16 protein-coding genes and 5 pseudogenes are annotated in these 16,231 nt (G+C 62.5%); 9 read left to right on the forward strand and 12 right to left on the reverse strand.

Annotated elements, in window-relative coordinates; translation table 11 throughout:
* Positions 1 to 333: 333 nt before the first annotated feature.
* On the reverse strand, positions 334 to 822 hold the full coding sequence (locus tag ASPHE3_RS21700) for a DUF3560 domain-containing protein (RefSeq protein WP_013603000.1): 489 nt from the start codon (positions 820 to 822) through the stop codon (positions 334 to 336).
* Between the two features lie 171 nt (positions 823 to 993).
* Between ASPHE3_RS21700 and ASPHE3_RS22365 the strand changes: the two genes are divergently transcribed.
* Positions 994 to 1,170 carry a hypothetical protein gene (locus ASPHE3_RS22365; RefSeq protein ID WP_013603001.1) on the forward strand — a complete coding sequence of 59 codons (177 nt, stop codon included), beginning with the start codon at positions 994 to 996 and terminating at the stop codon, positions 1,168 to 1,170.
* 33 nt (positions 1,171 to 1,203) lie between these two features.
* Positions 1,204 to 1,491, forward strand: a complete 288-nt coding sequence (locus ASPHE3_RS22370) for a hypothetical protein (RefSeq protein ID WP_013603002.1) — start codon at positions 1,204 to 1,206, stop codon at positions 1,489 to 1,491.
* Positions 1,492 to 1,719: 228 nt separating this feature from the next.
* Here the strand turns inward: ASPHE3_RS22370 and ASPHE3_RS19940 are convergent, their stop codons facing one another.
* Together ASPHE3_RS19940 and ASPHE3_RS19945 are read right to left on the reverse strand one after the other, a co-directional pair.
* Positions 1,720 to 2,670 (reverse strand): AMP-binding protein, encoded by a 951-nt coding sequence (locus tag ASPHE3_RS19940; protein ID WP_013602985.1) that lies wholly within the window; start codon positions 2,668 to 2,670, stop codon positions 1,720 to 1,722.
* A 297-nt stretch (positions 2,671 to 2,967) separates the two neighbouring features.
* Positions 2,968 to 3,330 carry a hypothetical protein gene (locus ASPHE3_RS19945; RefSeq protein ID WP_049786157.1) on the reverse strand — a complete coding sequence of 121 codons (363 nt, stop codon included), beginning with the start codon at positions 3,328 to 3,330 and terminating at the stop codon, positions 2,968 to 2,970.
* 257 nt (positions 3,331 to 3,587) lie between these two features.
* On the opposite strand from ASPHE3_RS19945, the gene ASPHE3_RS19950 reads away from it, so the two are divergent.
* From ASPHE3_RS19950 to ASPHE3_RS21705, 4 genes and pseudogenes are all read left to right on the forward strand, one after another.
* The gene (locus ASPHE3_RS19950; RefSeq protein WP_013602987.1) at positions 3,588 to 3,998 is read left to right on the forward strand and encodes a DoxX family protein; all 411 of its coding nucleotides are present in this window, start codon (positions 3,588 to 3,590) and stop codon (positions 3,996 to 3,998) included.
* Positions 3,999 to 4,018: 20 nt separating this feature from the next.
* A complete protein-coding gene (locus ASPHE3_RS19955) occupies positions 4,019 to 4,480 on the forward strand; it encodes a luciferase domain-containing protein (RefSeq protein WP_013602988.1) in 462 nt (153 codons plus the stop codon).
* A gap of 44 nt (positions 4,481 to 4,524) precedes the next feature.
* The gene (locus ASPHE3_RS19960) at positions 4,525 to 4,908 is read left to right on the forward strand and encodes an NAD(P)H-dependent oxidoreductase (protein WP_049786158.1); all 384 of its coding nucleotides are present in this window, start codon (positions 4,525 to 4,527) and stop codon (positions 4,906 to 4,908) included.
* A 190-nt stretch (positions 4,909 to 5,098) separates the two neighbouring features.
* Positions 5,099 to 5,522: pseudogene (locus ASPHE3_RS21705) on the forward strand (IS21 family transposase); the annotation flags it as partial.
* Between the two features lie 219 nt (positions 5,523 to 5,741).
* On the opposite strand, the gene ASPHE3_RS22900 reads toward ASPHE3_RS21705, so the two are convergent.
* The 4 genes and pseudogenes from ASPHE3_RS22900 to ASPHE3_RS22770 form a co-directional block, all read right to left on the reverse strand.
* Positions 5,742 to 5,927: a hypothetical protein gene (locus ASPHE3_RS22900; RefSeq protein ID WP_041653582.1), complete on the reverse strand. Its 186-nt coding sequence runs from the start codon at positions 5,925 to 5,927 to the stop codon at positions 5,742 to 5,744.
* Between the two features lie 27 nt (positions 5,928 to 5,954).
* Positions 5,955 to 6,212: a hypothetical protein gene (locus tag ASPHE3_RS19975; RefSeq protein ID WP_041653584.1), complete on the reverse strand. Its 258-nt coding sequence runs from the start codon at positions 6,210 to 6,212 to the stop codon at positions 5,955 to 5,957.
* 30 nt (positions 6,213 to 6,242) lie between these two features.
* Positions 6,243 to 7,339: pseudogene (locus ASPHE3_RS19980) on the reverse strand (IS110 family RNA-guided transposase).
* A 135-nt stretch (positions 7,340 to 7,474) separates the two neighbouring features.
* Positions 7,475 to 8,594: pseudogene (locus tag ASPHE3_RS22770) on the reverse strand (IS701 family transposase).
* Here ASPHE3_RS22770 and ASPHE3_RS22775 point away from each other — a divergent pair.
* Entirely contained in the window at positions 8,581 to 9,120 is a 540-nt protein-coding gene (locus ASPHE3_RS22775) for a hypothetical protein (protein WP_147422523.1), read from the forward strand. The pseudogene ASPHE3_RS22770 and the gene ASPHE3_RS22775 overlap by 14 nt on opposite strands.
* Positions 9,121 to 9,257: 137 nt before the next feature.
* Positions 9,258 to 9,860, forward strand: coding sequence for a recombinase family protein (locus ASPHE3_RS19995; RefSeq protein WP_013602989.1), 603 nt, complete (start codon positions 9,258 to 9,260; stop codon positions 9,858 to 9,860).
* Positions 9,861 to 10,245: 385 nt separating this feature from the next.
* Here ASPHE3_RS19995 and ASPHE3_RS20000 read toward each other — a convergent pair whose 3' ends face one another.
* From ASPHE3_RS20000 to ASPHE3_RS20010, 3 genes and pseudogenes are all read right to left on the reverse strand, one after another.
* Positions 10,246 to 10,452 carry a helix-turn-helix domain-containing protein gene (locus tag ASPHE3_RS20000; RefSeq protein WP_049786160.1) on the reverse strand — a complete coding sequence of 69 codons (207 nt, stop codon included), beginning with the start codon at positions 10,450 to 10,452 and terminating at the stop codon, positions 10,246 to 10,248.
* Between the two features lie 82 nt (positions 10,453 to 10,534).
* Positions 10,535 to 10,807: pseudogene (locus ASPHE3_RS21725) on the reverse strand (iron-containing alcohol dehydrogenase); the annotation flags it as partial.
* A gap of 291 nt (positions 10,808 to 11,098) precedes the next feature.
* Positions 11,099 to 11,716: a TetR/AcrR family transcriptional regulator C-terminal domain-containing protein gene (locus ASPHE3_RS20010; protein ID WP_041653589.1), complete on the reverse strand. Its 618-nt coding sequence runs from the start codon at positions 11,714 to 11,716 to the stop codon at positions 11,099 to 11,101.
* 72 nt (positions 11,717 to 11,788) lie between these two features.
* Between ASPHE3_RS20010 and ASPHE3_RS20015 the strand changes: the two genes are divergently transcribed.
* Positions 11,789 to 13,018, forward strand: coding sequence for a beta-ketoacyl-[acyl-carrier-protein] synthase family protein (locus tag ASPHE3_RS20015; RefSeq protein WP_013602991.1), 1,230 nt, complete (start codon positions 11,789 to 11,791; stop codon positions 13,016 to 13,018).
* 492 nt (positions 13,019 to 13,510) lie between these two features.
* Here the strand turns inward: ASPHE3_RS20015 and ASPHE3_RS20020 are convergent, their stop codons facing one another.
* Positions 13,511 to 14,683, reverse strand: a complete 1,173-nt coding sequence (locus ASPHE3_RS20020) for an MFS transporter (protein WP_254363161.1) — start codon at positions 14,681 to 14,683, stop codon at positions 13,511 to 13,513.
* 277 nt (positions 14,684 to 14,960) lie between these two features.
* A pseudogene (locus ASPHE3_RS20025) lies at positions 14,961 to 16,024 on the reverse strand (maleylacetate reductase).
* Positions 16,025 to 16,231 lie beyond the last annotated feature (207 nt).

Here is a 16,231-nt window from a genome sequence, read left to right on the forward strand (position 1 = left end):
CGCGAGGCGGACGAGCCGGCTCAAGAGTTCGGATGACGGAGCAGTCATCTGAGACGCGGCCTCCACGCCCGCAGCTTGAACCCGCTCCGGGTCGTGTTGGGTAGCCACGGAGACCATGAGTAGGGCTCGGGCCCAACCCCTGTTGTGGCGTCCACGATGGCGTCAATCTGTGAGAGGCCGTCCAGCCAGGGCTGGCCCCGGAAGTCGAATGCGAAATCTGCATGTGCCCGAATGCCGGCGGCATACTCGCCATCATCTAACACCTCTGTTCACGCAGCCATTCGGCAATCGCGGTGATTGCCTCGCGGTCCTCATCAGTGAGGGTTCCCAAGGTTATGGTGCTGACGCCGAAGGCTTCATCAAGGTGCTGACGCCGAAGGCTTCATCAAGGTGCTGACCGAGGTGCCGGTTCAGGACCGCGACTGATTCGGCTGCTGTCAGGTCAATCCACCGAACCGGTTCATTGATCCGCAGCGTGTACGTCAGGCGCCCATCCCGCCATGCCGTTGTGTGGGCGGCAGCTTCGGCACGCTCTGCAGCGTCCTTGGCCTCTTCGTACGCGGAAGCTGCGCGCATACTGCGGTCAGCGCGGGCGATAGCAGCACGGTGGCGGCCTTCGGAGTGGTGCCCGATCGTGATCGGCTCGCCGCCTTCGGGCAGGCGTGCGATGTCACGGCGCTGCCGCTCCCAGACTGCATCCTCCTTCGCGGAGCGGCCGGCAGCCTTGGCGTTCCGCGCCTCCACCCGATCCTCCTGGCGGGCAGCTTTGTTGGCTTCAACTTCGGCCGTGGTCCGAATGTCGGTACTGAGATCGGTGTTCACTTCAAATCCTGCTTCGCGCAAGGCGGTCAGTACGCCGCAACCGTAGAGCGCGCTACGTCAATCAACGCCCGTGCCACCAAGCGCGGCTTTACCGGCCGCATCGAGGTCACTGGCAGCACGCGTGAAGTCACCGAGACTGACCAGGCCCGGCTCAAGCGGACACACCTCGTCGTGGACACGGAAATCACCGGAGAGGCCCCCTGCTACAACGGCTGGACGTTCCTGGCAGCCGTAGACACCGTAGAGACGGCAGACGGGGCGGACTTCGTCATCCGCTCAGCGCCCGGTGTCGAAGAGTCAGTGGTGGACCGCTCCGCCTTGGAAGCTGGCCGGTACCAGCACTGCTAGTCCATCCGCAACAACCGCAAGTACACGTACCTGGTGCGCAAGGTCGAAAACGGCGAGACGGTGCAGGTCGGCTCCAGCTGCATCAAGGACTTCACAGGCTGGGCTGCCAAACCCGTCTTCATCAGTGTTGTTAACCTCACCGAAGACCTCGGCGGCTTCATCGGCGGCTTCGCCTCAGCCCCCGAAGACACCCCGGAAACCGTGGTTGCCCTGGCATGGGCAACCAGCCGGATCTACGGCTTGGCGGCGGCTCCGCCGCATCCAACGCCAACCGCACAATCAGTCGCCCAACTCCATGACGGCGGGCCAGCGCACGAATAGACGGCCCCTCCACCCGTGCGTCCCGGCGAATTCTGGCGAACAGCTCCACTTTTGACCCCATCCCATGCCCTCCACCCTTGGAAACCAGATGAGAACAACGCTGGGATGGGTCCAAATTAAACCGTCACAAGCCACCCGGCGAGTCGGCAGGTGGGCTCAAATCAAACCAGGCGGATTCTAACCATCGACCCTTCTATGAAGCGTCGATCGCTAGAACTCAAGGAACGGTCAACCAGTTTTGCCGTCTCCGGTCAGTTTAAAGTTGCCGCTTACAGGGGGCGTTCGGCATACCCCAGCATGACATTCGCCCGGTGTACACGAGCTCGCTTTCATCCAGCCCGGGGTCCAGCCGGAAGGATCCACCGGGCACGGCCACGCCAATGGCGTGCGGATACTCTTCGGCCAGGTCGGGGGAAGGTACGCCATGCGGGCCGTGGCCTCAGTCTGGCAGTACATGACAAACAGGTCCCAGCCCTGCCGCCAGCCCAGTTCCGCACAGGAACGCACCCGGTCCGGATCGAGCCGGCCGCCGGCCGGCGTGATGTAGCGCAGGCTGGGTAGCTCCATGTGCTCAAATCCCACTCGGTCGAGCATCTCAAAGGTGTAGGGTACGGCGGCAAAAGATGTGACTTTTTCGGCGCGGACCATTTCCCAGAAACACGGGTCCACTACGGATAAATCCGTCAGGACCAGTGACGCTCCCACCAGCAGGTGGCTGTTAACCACACTCATCCCATAGCAGTAGGAGAGGGGAAGGGTGGCCACTGCCCTATCGCCGGAGTGCAGTTGCAGGTACTGGGCGATGGCTGAGGCATTGGCCTGCACGGAATCCCCGGACAGTCGAACGAGTTTGGGTGAACCGGTTGATCCGGAGGTGCTCAGCAGCAGCGCCAGCTCCGGGTGCAGTTCGTGCCGGGTTTCCTCCCGCCGCACGTCCAAAACCGCCTCACCGTCCGACGCGCGGACCACGAGGTCCGGATCGTAGGCGTCCAGGAGGGTGTTCGCCGCTGAACCGCCGCCTGCAGGAAGGATCAGGAGCGGATTCCCGGATGAAAGGGCGGCGAGGTAGGCCACGATGGACTCGAGGGTGTTCTCCGCCTCAAGGCCAATGAGCCGCCGGGCGGATCCTAAGGTTCGGGCCATTTTCTCAACGCGGTCCGCCAGCTCGCTGTAGCTCACTGATTGGTCTTTGGTCCTGATGGCGATGCGGTCTCCGAAGCCAGCCAGCCAGCCTGGCGGCGAACGGGACCCGGGCCAGCTCCGGTTGTATAGTCACGCCCTGCACAATAAAGGCACCTTACCTAACTCAAATGGATGTACACCTTGCACCGAAATGGAGCCCAGACGCATGTCTATGCCGGTTCCGCGGTTCCCTATCGAGGGCCACTCAGGCATCGACCCAGCGACGCAGCGTGCTATTGAAGAGGCCGATGAGCACTGCGGTCCACCAGCAGGTCTGGGAAACAATGAGTGCAATCAGGAGCCTAAGACGCAGTTTGCAAAGGCTAGACCGCCCCAGATCAAAGGTTTGGCAGCGGCCTCAAGCTTGCCGGACGCGTGCATCTCCACTTTGCCCAGCAGCCACAATAAGCCCAGCCAGTCGACCACGAGGATTGTGCCAAAGGACAGCACAAGAGCCAGGATGTGAACGGCAAGCCCGATCCGGTGGACTTCGGGCCCGCAGTCCACATAGTGCCCGACCAGCACCGAAGCCAGCCATCCGGCCGCACACAGCATCCCGAGCAGGACCAGCCGTCGCCTCTGGCGTCGCGTCAGCGAGGCAGGCGTGGTCGCTCTCTCTGCCCCCTTGCGCCCGGCAACCCGATTCTCTATAGTCATTCTAAGATGTTAGTATTTCAAAGGAGGAGTATTCAATTGTGTGAGATCAATGAAGATGTCGCCGCTGTCGGGAAGTCTTTGCCTATGACCCCACGAGGGTCGGCCTGAAGCACAAAGTCGTCTCTCCTGACTCTTCCGTGGATCAATGGCGGCCAAGCGGTTCGACGGCCTGCCGACAGTTGACCTTTCAACGATTTCGGCGCACAAGTGACAACATAGCTATGAACATTCGGTTCGACATGAGTTAGGAGCGCGTGATGGACATTCTGGTACTCGTCGGGCGGTTGCTGTTCGCCTCGATTTTCCTCGCTTCCGCCGTCGGCCACTTCGCCCAACGGGAGATGATGTCCGGGTATGCGACCAGCAAGGGAGTGCCGGCTTTCCTCGTGCCCGTCACGGGAATCCAATTGGGCGTCGGGGCGCTCATGGTAGCTTTCGGCATCTGGCCGGACCTGGGGGCACTCCTGTTGTTCCTCTTCCTGGTTCCCACGGCCTTCCTGATGCACGCGTTCTGGAAGGAAACGGACCCGGCCGCCAAGTCCATGGAGCAGATCCAGTTCCTCAAGGAACTCGCACTCGCCGGGGCCGCACTTGCACTGTTTGCCTTTTTCGCCCGCTATGGCAACGAGTTGGGCTTCGTCCTTGTCGGCCCCGTGCTTCGGCTGTGACGGACATGGAACCTGCGGCCTTGCCACGCCGGGAGGGTCCCGGACCAGCCACTACCCCCACCAATCCGCACGTGCAGCTGGACCAGCAGCCCGCAGACGGCGGACCGCGTCGGCGGCTCCGCGAACTGCTGGCTGAACTGCCTGTTGCCTGGCGGGAGTCGATGATCTCCGTGCCGGGCGCCGAAGCGCTGACTCTCCGGGTGGAGAAGGCCAAGGGGCCGCAGGAGGCCTTCATGATCGGCACGGAGTTTGCGCACCTGCACCCGGATCCTGACCATTCCCTGCACATGGTTTTGCCGGACGCCGCCGCGAGGACCGCCATCGATGCCGGCTGGGCGGAACAGCATCCAGTAGCCCGACGCGGGCTGATTCCCGCGGGGTCGGTTATGGTCTATGCACCGCGTAATGACGACGAGGCTGAGGTTGTGGCCTCCTTGGTGCGAGCATCCTATGAGTACGCCTGTGGGGACGTTCAGCACTGAAATCTGCCGGCAGCGTAATTTTCCCCCGCGGGTAGAGCCGTGACATGACCGCGCATGGCATCACTGCTGGCACGCTGCACGTGGCCGTCCTGGACGGCAGCTACTTCACCCCGCCCAAACCCACCATGCTGCTTGATGCTGCAGTGCGGGAACTCGGCCGATGCCGGATGGTGAGCGTGCAGGAAATCAGCGTGCCCGAACTTGGTCCGGGCTTCACCGGGGCGCGTGCGCGGGACGAACTGTCCGCAGAAGCGCTGGCGGCGGTGGAACACATCGAACGCGCCGACGTCGTACTTGCCGGCAGCACCTGTCTGCAGGGGTCCTATACCGGCCTGTTCAAGCACTTCCTGGATTTCGAGGACGCCGGAGCGCTGGTGGGAACCCCGGTGCTGTTGGTGGCGGGGGTTGAGCTGCAATGGAACGGTTAGTCACGTTTAGAGTGTTCATTGTCCGTTTTGGCGTGACTGACCGGTCTGATGCGCGGGTCGGGCTGAGATGAAGCCGACGAGACATGACCAGCATCGAGGCTCTCGATCTGTTCATCAAACGATCGTCTCCCGAACACCGCCACACCCTGGCCCGCAAGGGGTCAAGTCCATTTGCGTGGTGTAGCGCTGGCGGCTGGAGCCGTTCAAAGCGGTGATCGATGCCATGTTGGTCGAGGACACGACAGCGCCGCGGAAGCAGCGCGATACTGCCCGCAGGATCCTGGCCCGGCTCATCGAAGAATACGGAGCGAGGGAATTGTCGTATTCGACCGTGCGTGACTACGTGCGGCTCCGCCGGGCCCAGATCGCTCTTGAAGCCGGCGCGGAGTGGAGGTATTCGTCCCGCAGGAACACGCCCCGGGCGCTGAGGCCGAGGTGGATTTCGGCGAATTCTGGGTGGTGCTGAACGGGGTCAAGACGAAGTACCACCTGTTCGTCTTCCGGCTCTCTCGCTCGGGTAAGGCCATTCATAGAATTTACCCGACCAGGCCCAGGAAGCTTTCCTGGAAGGCCACATCGAAGCGGTCCAGGTCCTCGGCGGCATCCCGGCCAAGCAGCGAACCGGGCCGGGGTGCCGCCGATGATGCCGTAGGAGACGGGTAGGCCCAGCTTTCCGGCACGGGCAGAGGAGGGGGCGCTGCCACCGGTGCCGAGCCAGATCGGGAGCTGTCCGCGGACCGGGCGGGGAACCACCGCGAGGGGGTCATCGGTGCTGAGGACATTCACGGAACTTCCGAGCCGTATCTGCCTGGTTGTCCCGGCGGCGGCGGCAATCACCGCCCCGGGGATGAGGCGGGCATGTCTGTCGTGTGGTGTTCGCCCACGCCGAAGTAGTCCAGCCCGGTCCGGTCTGCCAAGACAATCGCCTCGAAGAGGTCGCCGATCGCCTCCGGGGTCGAGCGAAAACTCCCGTCGGGATTGCGCTGTGTATCGCCGAAGCTGTAGACACCAAGTTCCATGATTGCCTTAGTTCTTTGATTCCGGGGCTACTTGCCGGCTAGGAGGCGTTCGACGCGGGGCTTGACCTCGGTGGCCAGCAGGATCAGGGATTCCAGGAAGTGCTCCTGGGGCAGGCCACCGATGTCCATCTGCAGGAAGTGGCGCATGTGCCCCATGTGGCCGTGCAGGTCCACGATGCGCTGGGCGATTTCGTCGGGGTCTCCGACGTAGTACGCGCCGGGGAACTCCGCCTGGGCCAGGAACCGGCGCTTGTCAGGGGCGGGCCAGCCGCGGAGTTTGCCCATTACGATGTTGAGGACGCTTCTATGAAGCTTCTATATCTCGTCAACCCCCAATTCGCTGCTGGCGGCGGTGTTGAGGTGACGGTAGAGGCGTCGGGCGAGGTAGCGCTTGATGCAGCGGCGGATCTCGCGGTCGGTCTTGCCTTCTGCGCGGCGCCTGTCGGCGTAAGCGTGGGTTTGGGGGTGGTGGACCATCCTGACCATGGCGATGACGTTCAGGGCACGGTTGAGGCGCCTGTCGCCGCCGCGGTTGAGCCGGTGCCGGGTGGTGTTGCCTGAGGATGCGGGGATGGGGTTCACCCCGGCGAGAGCGGCGAACGCGGCCTCGCCCCTGACCCGGCCGGGGTGGGACTAGGCGACCAGGACGGTGGCGGCGGTGACCGGCCCGATCCCGGTCTCCTCGACCAGGGCCGCGGCGGGGCTGGCCTCGACGAGCTCGCCGATCCGGTTCGTGTTGTCCGTGATCTCGGCGTCGAGGGCGAGGATCCTCTTGGCGAGCCGGACGGCCTCGGTGCGGGCGGTCGCGGCGGCGAGGTCCTCCTCTCGCGGACGCCAGCGGGAGATCTCCCCGATTTTCCTGGCGCCGAGGGGACCCCGGGCGTCCATGCCGAGGCCGGCGATACGCACGAGGGCGGTCAGGGCGTTCACGGCCCTGGTCCGCTCGCCAGTGAGCTCATCCCGGGCGGTGAGGAGAATCTGGGCTGCCGCGCGGATCCCTTCGTCCATCCGTGGGGTGCGCAGCTGCTCATCCTCGAGGGGGAGCACGGCGGCGGCGATGCGCTGGGCGTCGATCGGGTCGGACTTGCCGATCCCGCGGCGCCCGGCACGGCCCATCCGGGCCGCTTCGACCGCCCGGTAGCCAGCCCCGCCTGACGGGCGAGCTGGGCCCCGTAGCTGCCGATGCCCTCGATGACCCACAGTGCGCCGAGGTCTCCACCGGTGCGGCGTGCCGCCCAGGCGATCGCGCGGGCCCTGCCGGTATGGGTGTTGGGGAAGGCCTCGGTTCCCAGGTGCTCGCCGTTGGAGGTCAGCACCGCGTAGGTGTGGGTCCTGGCGTGGGTGTCCACGCCGATGATGAACGAATGCGTGTGGGCGACAGTGGTGCTCACGCGATCACGGTTCCTTTCCATGAGACAGTGTTCCCGGTCGCTGCGGACCGGCGCCGTGCCCGGGAGAGGTCACTTCGAGGCAGAACTGTGATGAGGGGCAGCGGCTGAGCAGCCGGACGAGGTGTTCCTGGAGTGCTTTGAGGACCTCGTACAGGCTCAGGCTGCCCCTTCCGCTTTTGGGGTGGCGAGGCGTTTTCGGGTGATGAAGAGGTGGGCGGCCGAGACCAGGGTGGCATGGTGGTGGAAGCCGGTGAAGGATCGTCCTTCGAAGTGGGAGAGTCCGAGACCGGTCTTCAGTTCGCGGTAGTCGTGCTCGATGCGCCAGCGGATCTTGGCGAGCCTGACCAGTGTTTTCAGCGGGGTGTCGGCGGGCAGGTCGGAGAGCCAGTAGTCAGTGGGTTCGGGCTCGTGGGGCGGCCATTCGACGACCAGCCAGGCCATGGGCAGGGAACCGTCCTCGGCGCGGGGAATATGCCGGTTGGCGGGCCGGACCCTGAGCGCCAGGAAGCGGGACTTCATAGCCGCTGTCCTGTTGCCGCCGGCCGTTTTGGTGCCGTGGCGCCAGGTGACCTGGTGCAGTTGGCGGCGTCCAGCGGCCAGCGCCATATCACGGAGCGTCTCGGCGTCCTGCCGGTAGCGCGGCACGCTTGGGCGACCCCGTCCGCCACCGGATGCAAGGCGCTCGGGGACGGCATCGGCCGGATAGGCGGTGTTGCCTGCCTTGACCGCCATCACCCACGGGATCGAGCGGGCGGTCAGGCCGGCCCGGAAGTACGTGTTGTCGCCGTAGCCGGCATCGGCTACCGCGACCGGGCAGGTGCGCCCCCAGAGGACAAGCTCGTCGATCATCTCCAGCGCGAGCTCCCACTTCGGCCTGTTCCGGACATTCTCCGGGATCCGCCTTGGTCCGGCGGGCCTCGATGGCCGCGACTTCCTCGTTGGTCTCGGCGCGGGTATCGTCCCAGGACTCCGGCACGAACAGGCGCCAGTTCACCGGACATGACGCCGCATCGGTGGCCATGTGCACGGTCGTGGCGACCTGGCAGTTGCCGACCTTGCCCAGCGTGCCCGAGTACTGCCGGGCCACGCAGGCAGAGGCGGTTCCGTCCTTCTTGAACCCGGTATCGTCGATCACCCACGCCTCAGGCCCGACGGCCTCCTCGGCCAAGGCGGACAGACGGCGGCGGACCGGCTCGACCGCCCACGGGGACGAGGAAACGAACTGCTGCAGCTGCTCGGCCCTGCTAGCTCGTTCGAGCGAGATGCGCAAGGTCAAGGTTGAGGATAGCCGTCGTTGGCTTTTGGATCGGCGCGCGGTCTATGCGAAATATCTGGCGTTAGCCGAAGTCATGCTTCGCGAGATTGATGGAGTAGCTGCTTTCTTGTCGTATGACGGAGAGTCAGAGATTTCCGATAAAGACGACGACATCATCTCTGAAGGGCTCACGGAATACTTCACAACGTGGAACGACTCACTTCAGCCACTGCTCGGCGAGATTCAGTTGCTGGCAACCAATCATGTTGCTGATCTCGCAGACCGGGTATCGGGCGCCCTGATGGAGATAACCTGGCGAGTCGAGAAGCGGCATGCGTTCACTTCCTACTATCCAGCCTGGTTCCAAGCCCAAGATCTGCTTCACGTTCTTCGTGATGCCATGCGTGCAGAACTTGGCCTCCCGGTCCTAAGCTCCCTCACAGCAGGTCCTAGGGAAGACGACTGGCCCTGGCTGGACTCTCGCCCGTCTTATGAGTCGTACATCCAGCAGCACCTACACCGCAGTACTCATCCTTCTGCCGAATAGATTCGCGCTCTAATTGAAACGAGCATAAACCGCAGCACGACCAGCGCCGGCTTCGACAGTGGGGCAAAGTCGGAAGCCTTGACGCACGTTCGCTTGGCCCTAACACTCAATGTCACGCATGAGAGTGGGAGGCAGCCATGGTGGGTCAGCGTATTGGGTACGTACGCGTGAGCACGCTGGACCAGAACGAGAAACGCCAGCTCGAGGGCCAGGTTCTGGACCGGGTCTTCACGGACAAGGCTTCGGGCCGTGACACTGCCCGGCCGGAGCTCACGGAAATGCTGCGGTTCGCCCGTGACGGGGACACCGTGGTGGTGCACAGCATGGACCGGCTGGCCCGCAACCTCGATGACCTGCGGGCCCTCGTCCAAGGCCTAACCCGCAAAGGCGTGCGGGTGGAATTCACCAAAGAGAGCCTGGTCTTCAGCGGTGAAGACTCCCCCATGGCCAACCTCATGCTGTCCGTCATGGGTGCGTTCGCCGAATTCGAACGCTCCCTCATCAGGGAACGCCAGCGGGAAGGCATCGCTTTGGCCAAGCAGCGCGGCGCCTACAAAGGACGGAAGAAGACCCTCACACCGGAGCGGGCAGCCGAACTTGTCCAACGCGCCGGCACCGGTGTTCCGAAAGCACTTCTTGCCCGTGACTACGGGATCAGCAGGGAGACCGTCTACCAGTACCTCCGCAACGCCAAGCCATCGGGAACCCTCTCCCCAGCCGCGCCACCTCTCTTGCCGTAGCTTTACGGAATCTTCATTATCGGCGTTCGAAAATGGGTGGGGGAGTGGCCGAAAAGGGGCTGCTCCTACCTAGCCCCATGACCGGGTCGTTTCTTCGCCCCAAATGACAGGATCAGAACTGGTCAGCCAGGGTCATGAGCGCGAAGAGTTGAAGTTCCTAGCAAGCCCCGTTTGGTGCCTTCGTAGAGGGCGCGGTCGTCCCCTTTGGTGCGTAAGTGGTCGCGGAGCAGAACGTAGTCGTCAATGGCGGGATCGCCTCCCTACCTCCACTGCAGTTCATCAGCTCCAGTTTCTAGTTTCTGCCCTTCCCGCCATGAAGGCTCGGCGATGGCTGCACTGTTCCACAGGCGAGGGGCGTAGCGGATTTTTGGACAGGTGCCAATGCTCAAAAGGTGAGTGCGTCGTCCCGCCTGACCTGCTTTACGTAACGATAGACAGTTGGTTCTGATACGTGCAGGTCTTCGGCGACTTGCGCTACCGCCCCCTTGAGCAGGAAAACACCGGCACGCTCCAGTTCGCGCACTGCTGCGATCTTCTCATCTGGTGTCATGCGCTGGGCTTCGACGCCTTGGGCCGCGATGATGCGTGACACGCCGTCGCGTGCAAGTTCGTCAGCATTGCGGCTAAGCCTTTCCGCGACGGTGTCTGACGTGGCAGCGGATCCTGTCCGGCCTTGGCAGGGAGTAGGTTAGTTCGGCGTCATAGATGATGGTTTCAGGGAGTACAACGTCGTCAACTCCGGTCCTCTTACGGGACGCTTCCGTCATGCCCCAAACATTCGTGGCTTCAGATCCGGCGTAGGTGGTTGGAACAGCGATGATAGGCAGGCCGCTGGTCAGGGCGATGGCCTTGGCCAACCCTGTGGTCGATCCGCCGCCAACACACACCAGCAAGTCATTACCTGCTTCGGCGGCGGCGGCCCGCGCCTTCTCCGCCTTTTCCGCTGGCGTAGGCCTCCCGCGGACGGAGGCCGAGCCTAATATCCATTTTCCATAACCGCCAGCTGCCGACCTGCGCAGGATCGTGAAGCGAACCTGCCGCGCAAACGACGGCTACACTTCACTCCTGGAGCCGACACAGCCCTTTACGCCAGCAATTGGAGGCAACGGAGCCTCTCTTTGGACTGGTCTGACCGATCAGTCGCCGAATCACGAGAAAGACGTCTCCCCTCAGTCTGGGGAAGGGCGAATGGCGGGAGCGAAGTTCCCACCGCCGCTTGCCCGCCTGTTTCCCGGTGCTCAGGGCTGGTGTTCAACCTTTCTGATCGTCAATGTTCCTGCAAGATCCAGATCATTGCCGTTTCCTGTGACGCCTGCTTGCGAAAGGAGCGTGGCACCAAACGCTGCGCTCCAGAACGTCCTCGCCTCAACGGGCAAGGGGCGCTCGAGCTCCCAGTTGCGTAGCTTCAGCAGGCGGGTCAGGTATCGCTCTGACTGTCGGAAGAGCAGGTTCAAATGCTGATCGACCACGGCCGAGAGGTCCGGACGCGATGTTCCCACCGCCAAGGCGCGGACCATGAGCGGCATAGAGGGCAAAATCAGCACGGTCCTCGCCATAGCGCTACGGAACGATGCTGGGCTTTCCACCGATAGTCCTACCCTCTCAACGCGTTCAGCATCGTGCAGCAGGGCCAGGAAGGCGGCGTGAATAAACAGCGAGTCCTTCGAACCGAAGTAGTAGGTCACCTGGTTAGGGAAAGCCCCGGCCTCGGCCGCAATGGCCGCAACGCTGACTTCACTGGCTCCTTTGGAGAGGTAGAGCTTTTCGGCGCTGTCCAAAATGCGTTGCCGGGTTGAATGCCCTCTGGCCTGCGACGGCCCCTCCGAGCGGCGTCGTCTCTTGCTTACGTCTTCCACTCAAAAATTGTACTCGATACAACTAAGTGCTTATCTTGTATGACATACAAAATGATGAGCGGAGTGTTTGCTATGCGTGCAACCGATATTGCAGTGACCGGGCTGGGGGCTTCTACTCCCTTAGGTGGGACCGTGAGAACAACCTGGGAGTCTCTTCTCGCGGGAAACTCCGGCATCCGCGATGTGAGCACGGATTTCCTGCAAGAATCCGGTCTCTCGGTTACGATCGCCGCACCGATGGCAACAGACCCGGCCAATTCACTGACGCCTGTGGCAGCTAAGCGGCTGGATCGCGTTCAGCAGGCTGCCATGGTTGCAGCGGCGGAAGCTTGGGCAGATGCCGGCAGTCCCCGAGTGGACGGCACAAGACTTGCCGTGGTTATGGGGACTGGAGTCGGAGGCATAGGCACCCTCCTCCGAGAGGACGACGTTCTTGAAAGCCGTGGCCAGCGTCGCGTCTCACCACGAACAGTGCCAATGCTGATGCCCAACGGGCCCGCCGCGGCCTTGAGCATTCACTATGGGGCCATGGCAGGTTCTTACACCCCCGTCTCCGCATGTTCCTCCGGCGCCGAAGCGTTGGTGCAAGCCACCCGGCTGATTCGCTCCGGAGAAGCTGACGTGGTTATCGCGGGAGGAACCGAGGCGGCCATCACCCCCATAACCGTCGCGGCCTTTCTTCAAACACAGGCGATATCAACGCGTACCGCCGACGCAGGCTCAGCTTCGCGTCCGTTCTCGGCGGACCGCGACGGTTTTGTTCTGGGGGAAGGAGCAGGCATTCTCGTCCTTGAGAGCGCTGAACACGCCCAAGCCCGGGGTGCTGTGGTCCACGCAGTCCTCCGAGGAGTTGGCATTGCCTCCGACGCATTCCACATGACAGCGCCCGCGAAAGACGGAGCTGGCCAAATCACCGCCATCCGTAAGGCCCTCAGAGATGCAGACTTGAGCGCAGCAGACATTGGACACATCAATGCCCATGCCACCGGAACGCCGGTTGGTGATCTTGCAGAAGCAAAAGCCATCAGAACCGTCTTCGGTGATTCAGCCTGTGTGACGGCACCGAAAGCTTCCCTTGGCCACCTCTTTGGAGCTGCGGGAGCAGTTGAGGCAATCGTGACCGTCAAGAGCGTTGCGCATGACATTATCCCGCCCACCCGCAATCTCCACCAAGGGAACGTTGACCCACAGATAGGGATGGACATTGTGGTTTCGCCGCGCTACGGCACGCAGAACGCGGCCATCTCCAACTCGTTCGGATTCGGCGGCCAAAACGTGTGTCTGGTCTTCAGCAAGAGCTGACCACAGAACGGCGCCTGGGACGCTCATTAAAGGGTTCGAGGCATGCAAGACGGGCACTTCATTGCGGGCCATGCCGTGAATTGTGTACAGCCCAAATTTTCGACCGTTCGTTTTCGGAAATGAGGACCCGGCTGTGGCCTCCGCCCAGCCATACCCAAAAGCACGACGCGTTCTCCGCCACGGCGTCGACAATGGCGCCAACGGCAGTTTCCCCGCGGCGTATGACACGAACTCTGGTCCCAACGTTGAGATAAACCCCAGTCGTTATACGCAATTTGACCGGAGATTTATCAGTCTCACGACTTGATGGTGACGGCGTGGTCACTCAACTTCTCATTAGTGCTTGTTTGGGGTGCGGGAACTTGGGAAGGCCCGAAGGTGATTTGGCTGGGCCTAGCTTCCGGGTCGAAGACTTAGGTACCGCTGTAGTGCTTATAGTTCCGCCGGGGGTTGCTCCCAAATGGCCGTCTGGGTGTGGATCGATTTGCGGAGTTACTCGTGTTCTCCAGCGGCCCTGGCATTGCTGCTGCTCATTACAGGGGCGAAGAGTATGACCAGAAGTCCCGAAACGGGGACCAGGAGCAAGCCGAACCGGAGAGACGTTGCATCGGCTACCCAGCCAACAATGGGCGGGGACACGAGGAAACCAAGCCGTAGCAACCAACTGACGATCGTCAGGCCTTCACCGGGCCGGAATCCAGGCAACCCGTCAGCCGCATGCACTGCAGCAGGGATGAGAGGCGCTGCGGCCAGGCCAGCGAGGCCAAACCCCACCACGCTGCCTACGAAGGAAGGGAATCCCAGAGCCAGGCTCATTCCCACCAGCACCACCAAACCTGCGGCGCGGGCGACGGTACGTTGACCGAAGCGGTCTACTAGTCGGTCACTGACCAACCGCCCCACCACTTGCATTCCCTGCAGTGCAATGAAACCTGCTCCAGCTACGAGTGCCGACCCTCCAAATGCTTCAGAGAGGTAGATCGCGGACCAGGAGTTGCCTGCGTCCTCTATCAAAGCTCCTGCCGAGCCAATGATCACCAGAAGCAGGAGCGCCCCGTACTTATTGAGTGGCCATCCGCGGTTCCGGCCGGAGCTCTGCACGATTCCGGCACCCGAATCCAGGACACCAGCAGCAGGCAGTGGATCGGGCCCGGGAAGCAGGAACCTGTAGGACGCGACGGCCAGCAGCACACACATGAAGGCGATCAGGGCGAAGTGCAGGGTCCGGGATACGCCCAACCCAGCGGCGATGGCACCAGTTGCCCCTCCAGCGACTGCACCAATGCTCCACACGGCATGGAACGAGTTGAGGATCGACCTCCCGTAGAGCCGCTGGACACGAAGACCGTGAAAGTTCTGTGCAACGTCAGCGATGGAGTCCATAGCTCCTGCAACCAAAAGGCCGCCGGCGAGGACAGCCCACGATGGTGCGATGCCGGCCACCGTGGTGGCAGTCGCGGCGAAAAGCGTGGCCACAACTGCCACCACGGATGATCGGAAGCGTTGGAGCAGCACGCCTGCGCTTAGGCCTGCCATCAACGCACCCAGCGGGAAAGCTGCAACGGCCACTCCCAAGGCCGCGTTGCCCAGGTCGAGGTCAATCTTGATGTCTGGGTACCTGGGCACCATGCTTGCGAAGATCGCGCCATTGGTGAAGAACACCATGCTGACTGCAGCACGAGCACGCCGAACTTGCGTCGGACTTCGGGAAGTCATGAGTGGCGAAAGAGTCACCGGGCCACCCTATAGATCGCCCCCAAGCGGACGAAAGTTCATGCTTCGAAGAAGTTGCAGAGCAAAACGATGGAGGAGCGTTCGGGCACCTGGACGATCCTTACTCCTTGACGTTGGGGCTAACGAACGTTCGCCGTCCGAGCCGTGTCGTTGCGGCTACCGGGGTACCGCCCCCCCTTCTGTATGCCCTTAGGAACGTCAACCTGTACTAGTGGCCGGGCTCGGTTCCGGCCCAAGCGGCTTGGAGCAACTGCTGAAGATTATCCTGGGTCACGGTTCGCGGGTTCGTTGGCGGGATCACGGGCAGAATTAGCTGGACTGCTTCGGGTATGTTTGCCTCTGCCAGTCCATGGTCTCTGAGAGCTCGTGGTGCATCAATTGCCTCCTGCAGCGCGTTAAGGCCATCGACGGCTGCCTCGGCACCAAACGCGGCAGCAATACGGGCGGCGGCCTCCGGTGCAGCCGGAGCGTTGAACGCGAGGACGTGAGGGAGGACAGCGGCATGAGTTTCGGCGTGAGGAAGGTTGTACGCGCCGCCAAGAACGTGGCAGATTTTATGGTGCATACCGGAGCCGGCGGAAGCGAACGCGACTGCCGAGAGATACGCTCCGTAGAGAGCCTGCTCCCGTCCTTTCCGGTCGCACGGGTCAGCCTTGATACGCGGCAGGCCTTCTGACAGTGCCCGGATGCCCTCAGCGGCCAGGGCCTGGTTGATGGGGTCACTGCCTGGAGCCCACATGGAATCAATGCAGTGGGCCAAAGCATTCAATCCGGATGCTATGGAAAGCCCGACTGGCAGGGAGTAGGTTAGTTCGGCGTCATAGATGATGGTTTCAGGGAGTACAACGTCGTCAACCCCGGTCCTCTTACGGGACGCTTCCGTCATGCCCCAAACATTCGTGGCTTCAGATCCGGCGTACGTGGTTGGAACAGCGATGATAGGCAGGCCGCTGGTCAGGGCGATGGCCTTGGCCAACCCTGTGGTCGATCCGCCGCCAACACACACCAGCAAGTCAATACCTGCTTCGGCAGCAGCCGCCCGGGCCTTCTCCGCCTTTTCGACTGGTACATGCGGGGCGACATCCTCATAGGTCAGGGCTACCTCGATGGCAGAACTAACGCCTAGCGCAATCTCGATCTCGGTCTTTGAAGCGATCAGCATGATGCTGTGTGCCCTTCGATGGGAGACTTCCGCCTCTAGCTTCTCCGCGGCTTTGCCGGGGCGAAGAGCACGCGCTGTCCGAGAGTGTTATGTCCAAATTCGAGGTCCATAAAGGGTCCTTAGCTTGTGATTTGCCGTTTCGGGAGATATGTTGCGCAAGGCTCAGGGACGTGACTCCGGCTGCTCGAACCACGCACAGCCGTCAACGGCGGCACATTGTCCTGGTGGCGTTGGTAGCTAATGCAGCCTGTTTCCGGCATTTGGCCTTACCGCGGTTCTTTCTACTTGGAGAGCAATCTCCTCATCGCGCCGTCACA

Origin of the sequence: Pseudarthrobacter phenanthrenivorans Sphe3 (assembly GCF_000189535.1) — a bacterium.
GTDB classification, from domain to species: Bacteria; Actinomycetota; Actinomycetes; order Actinomycetales; family Micrococcaceae; genus Arthrobacter; species Arthrobacter phenanthrenivorans.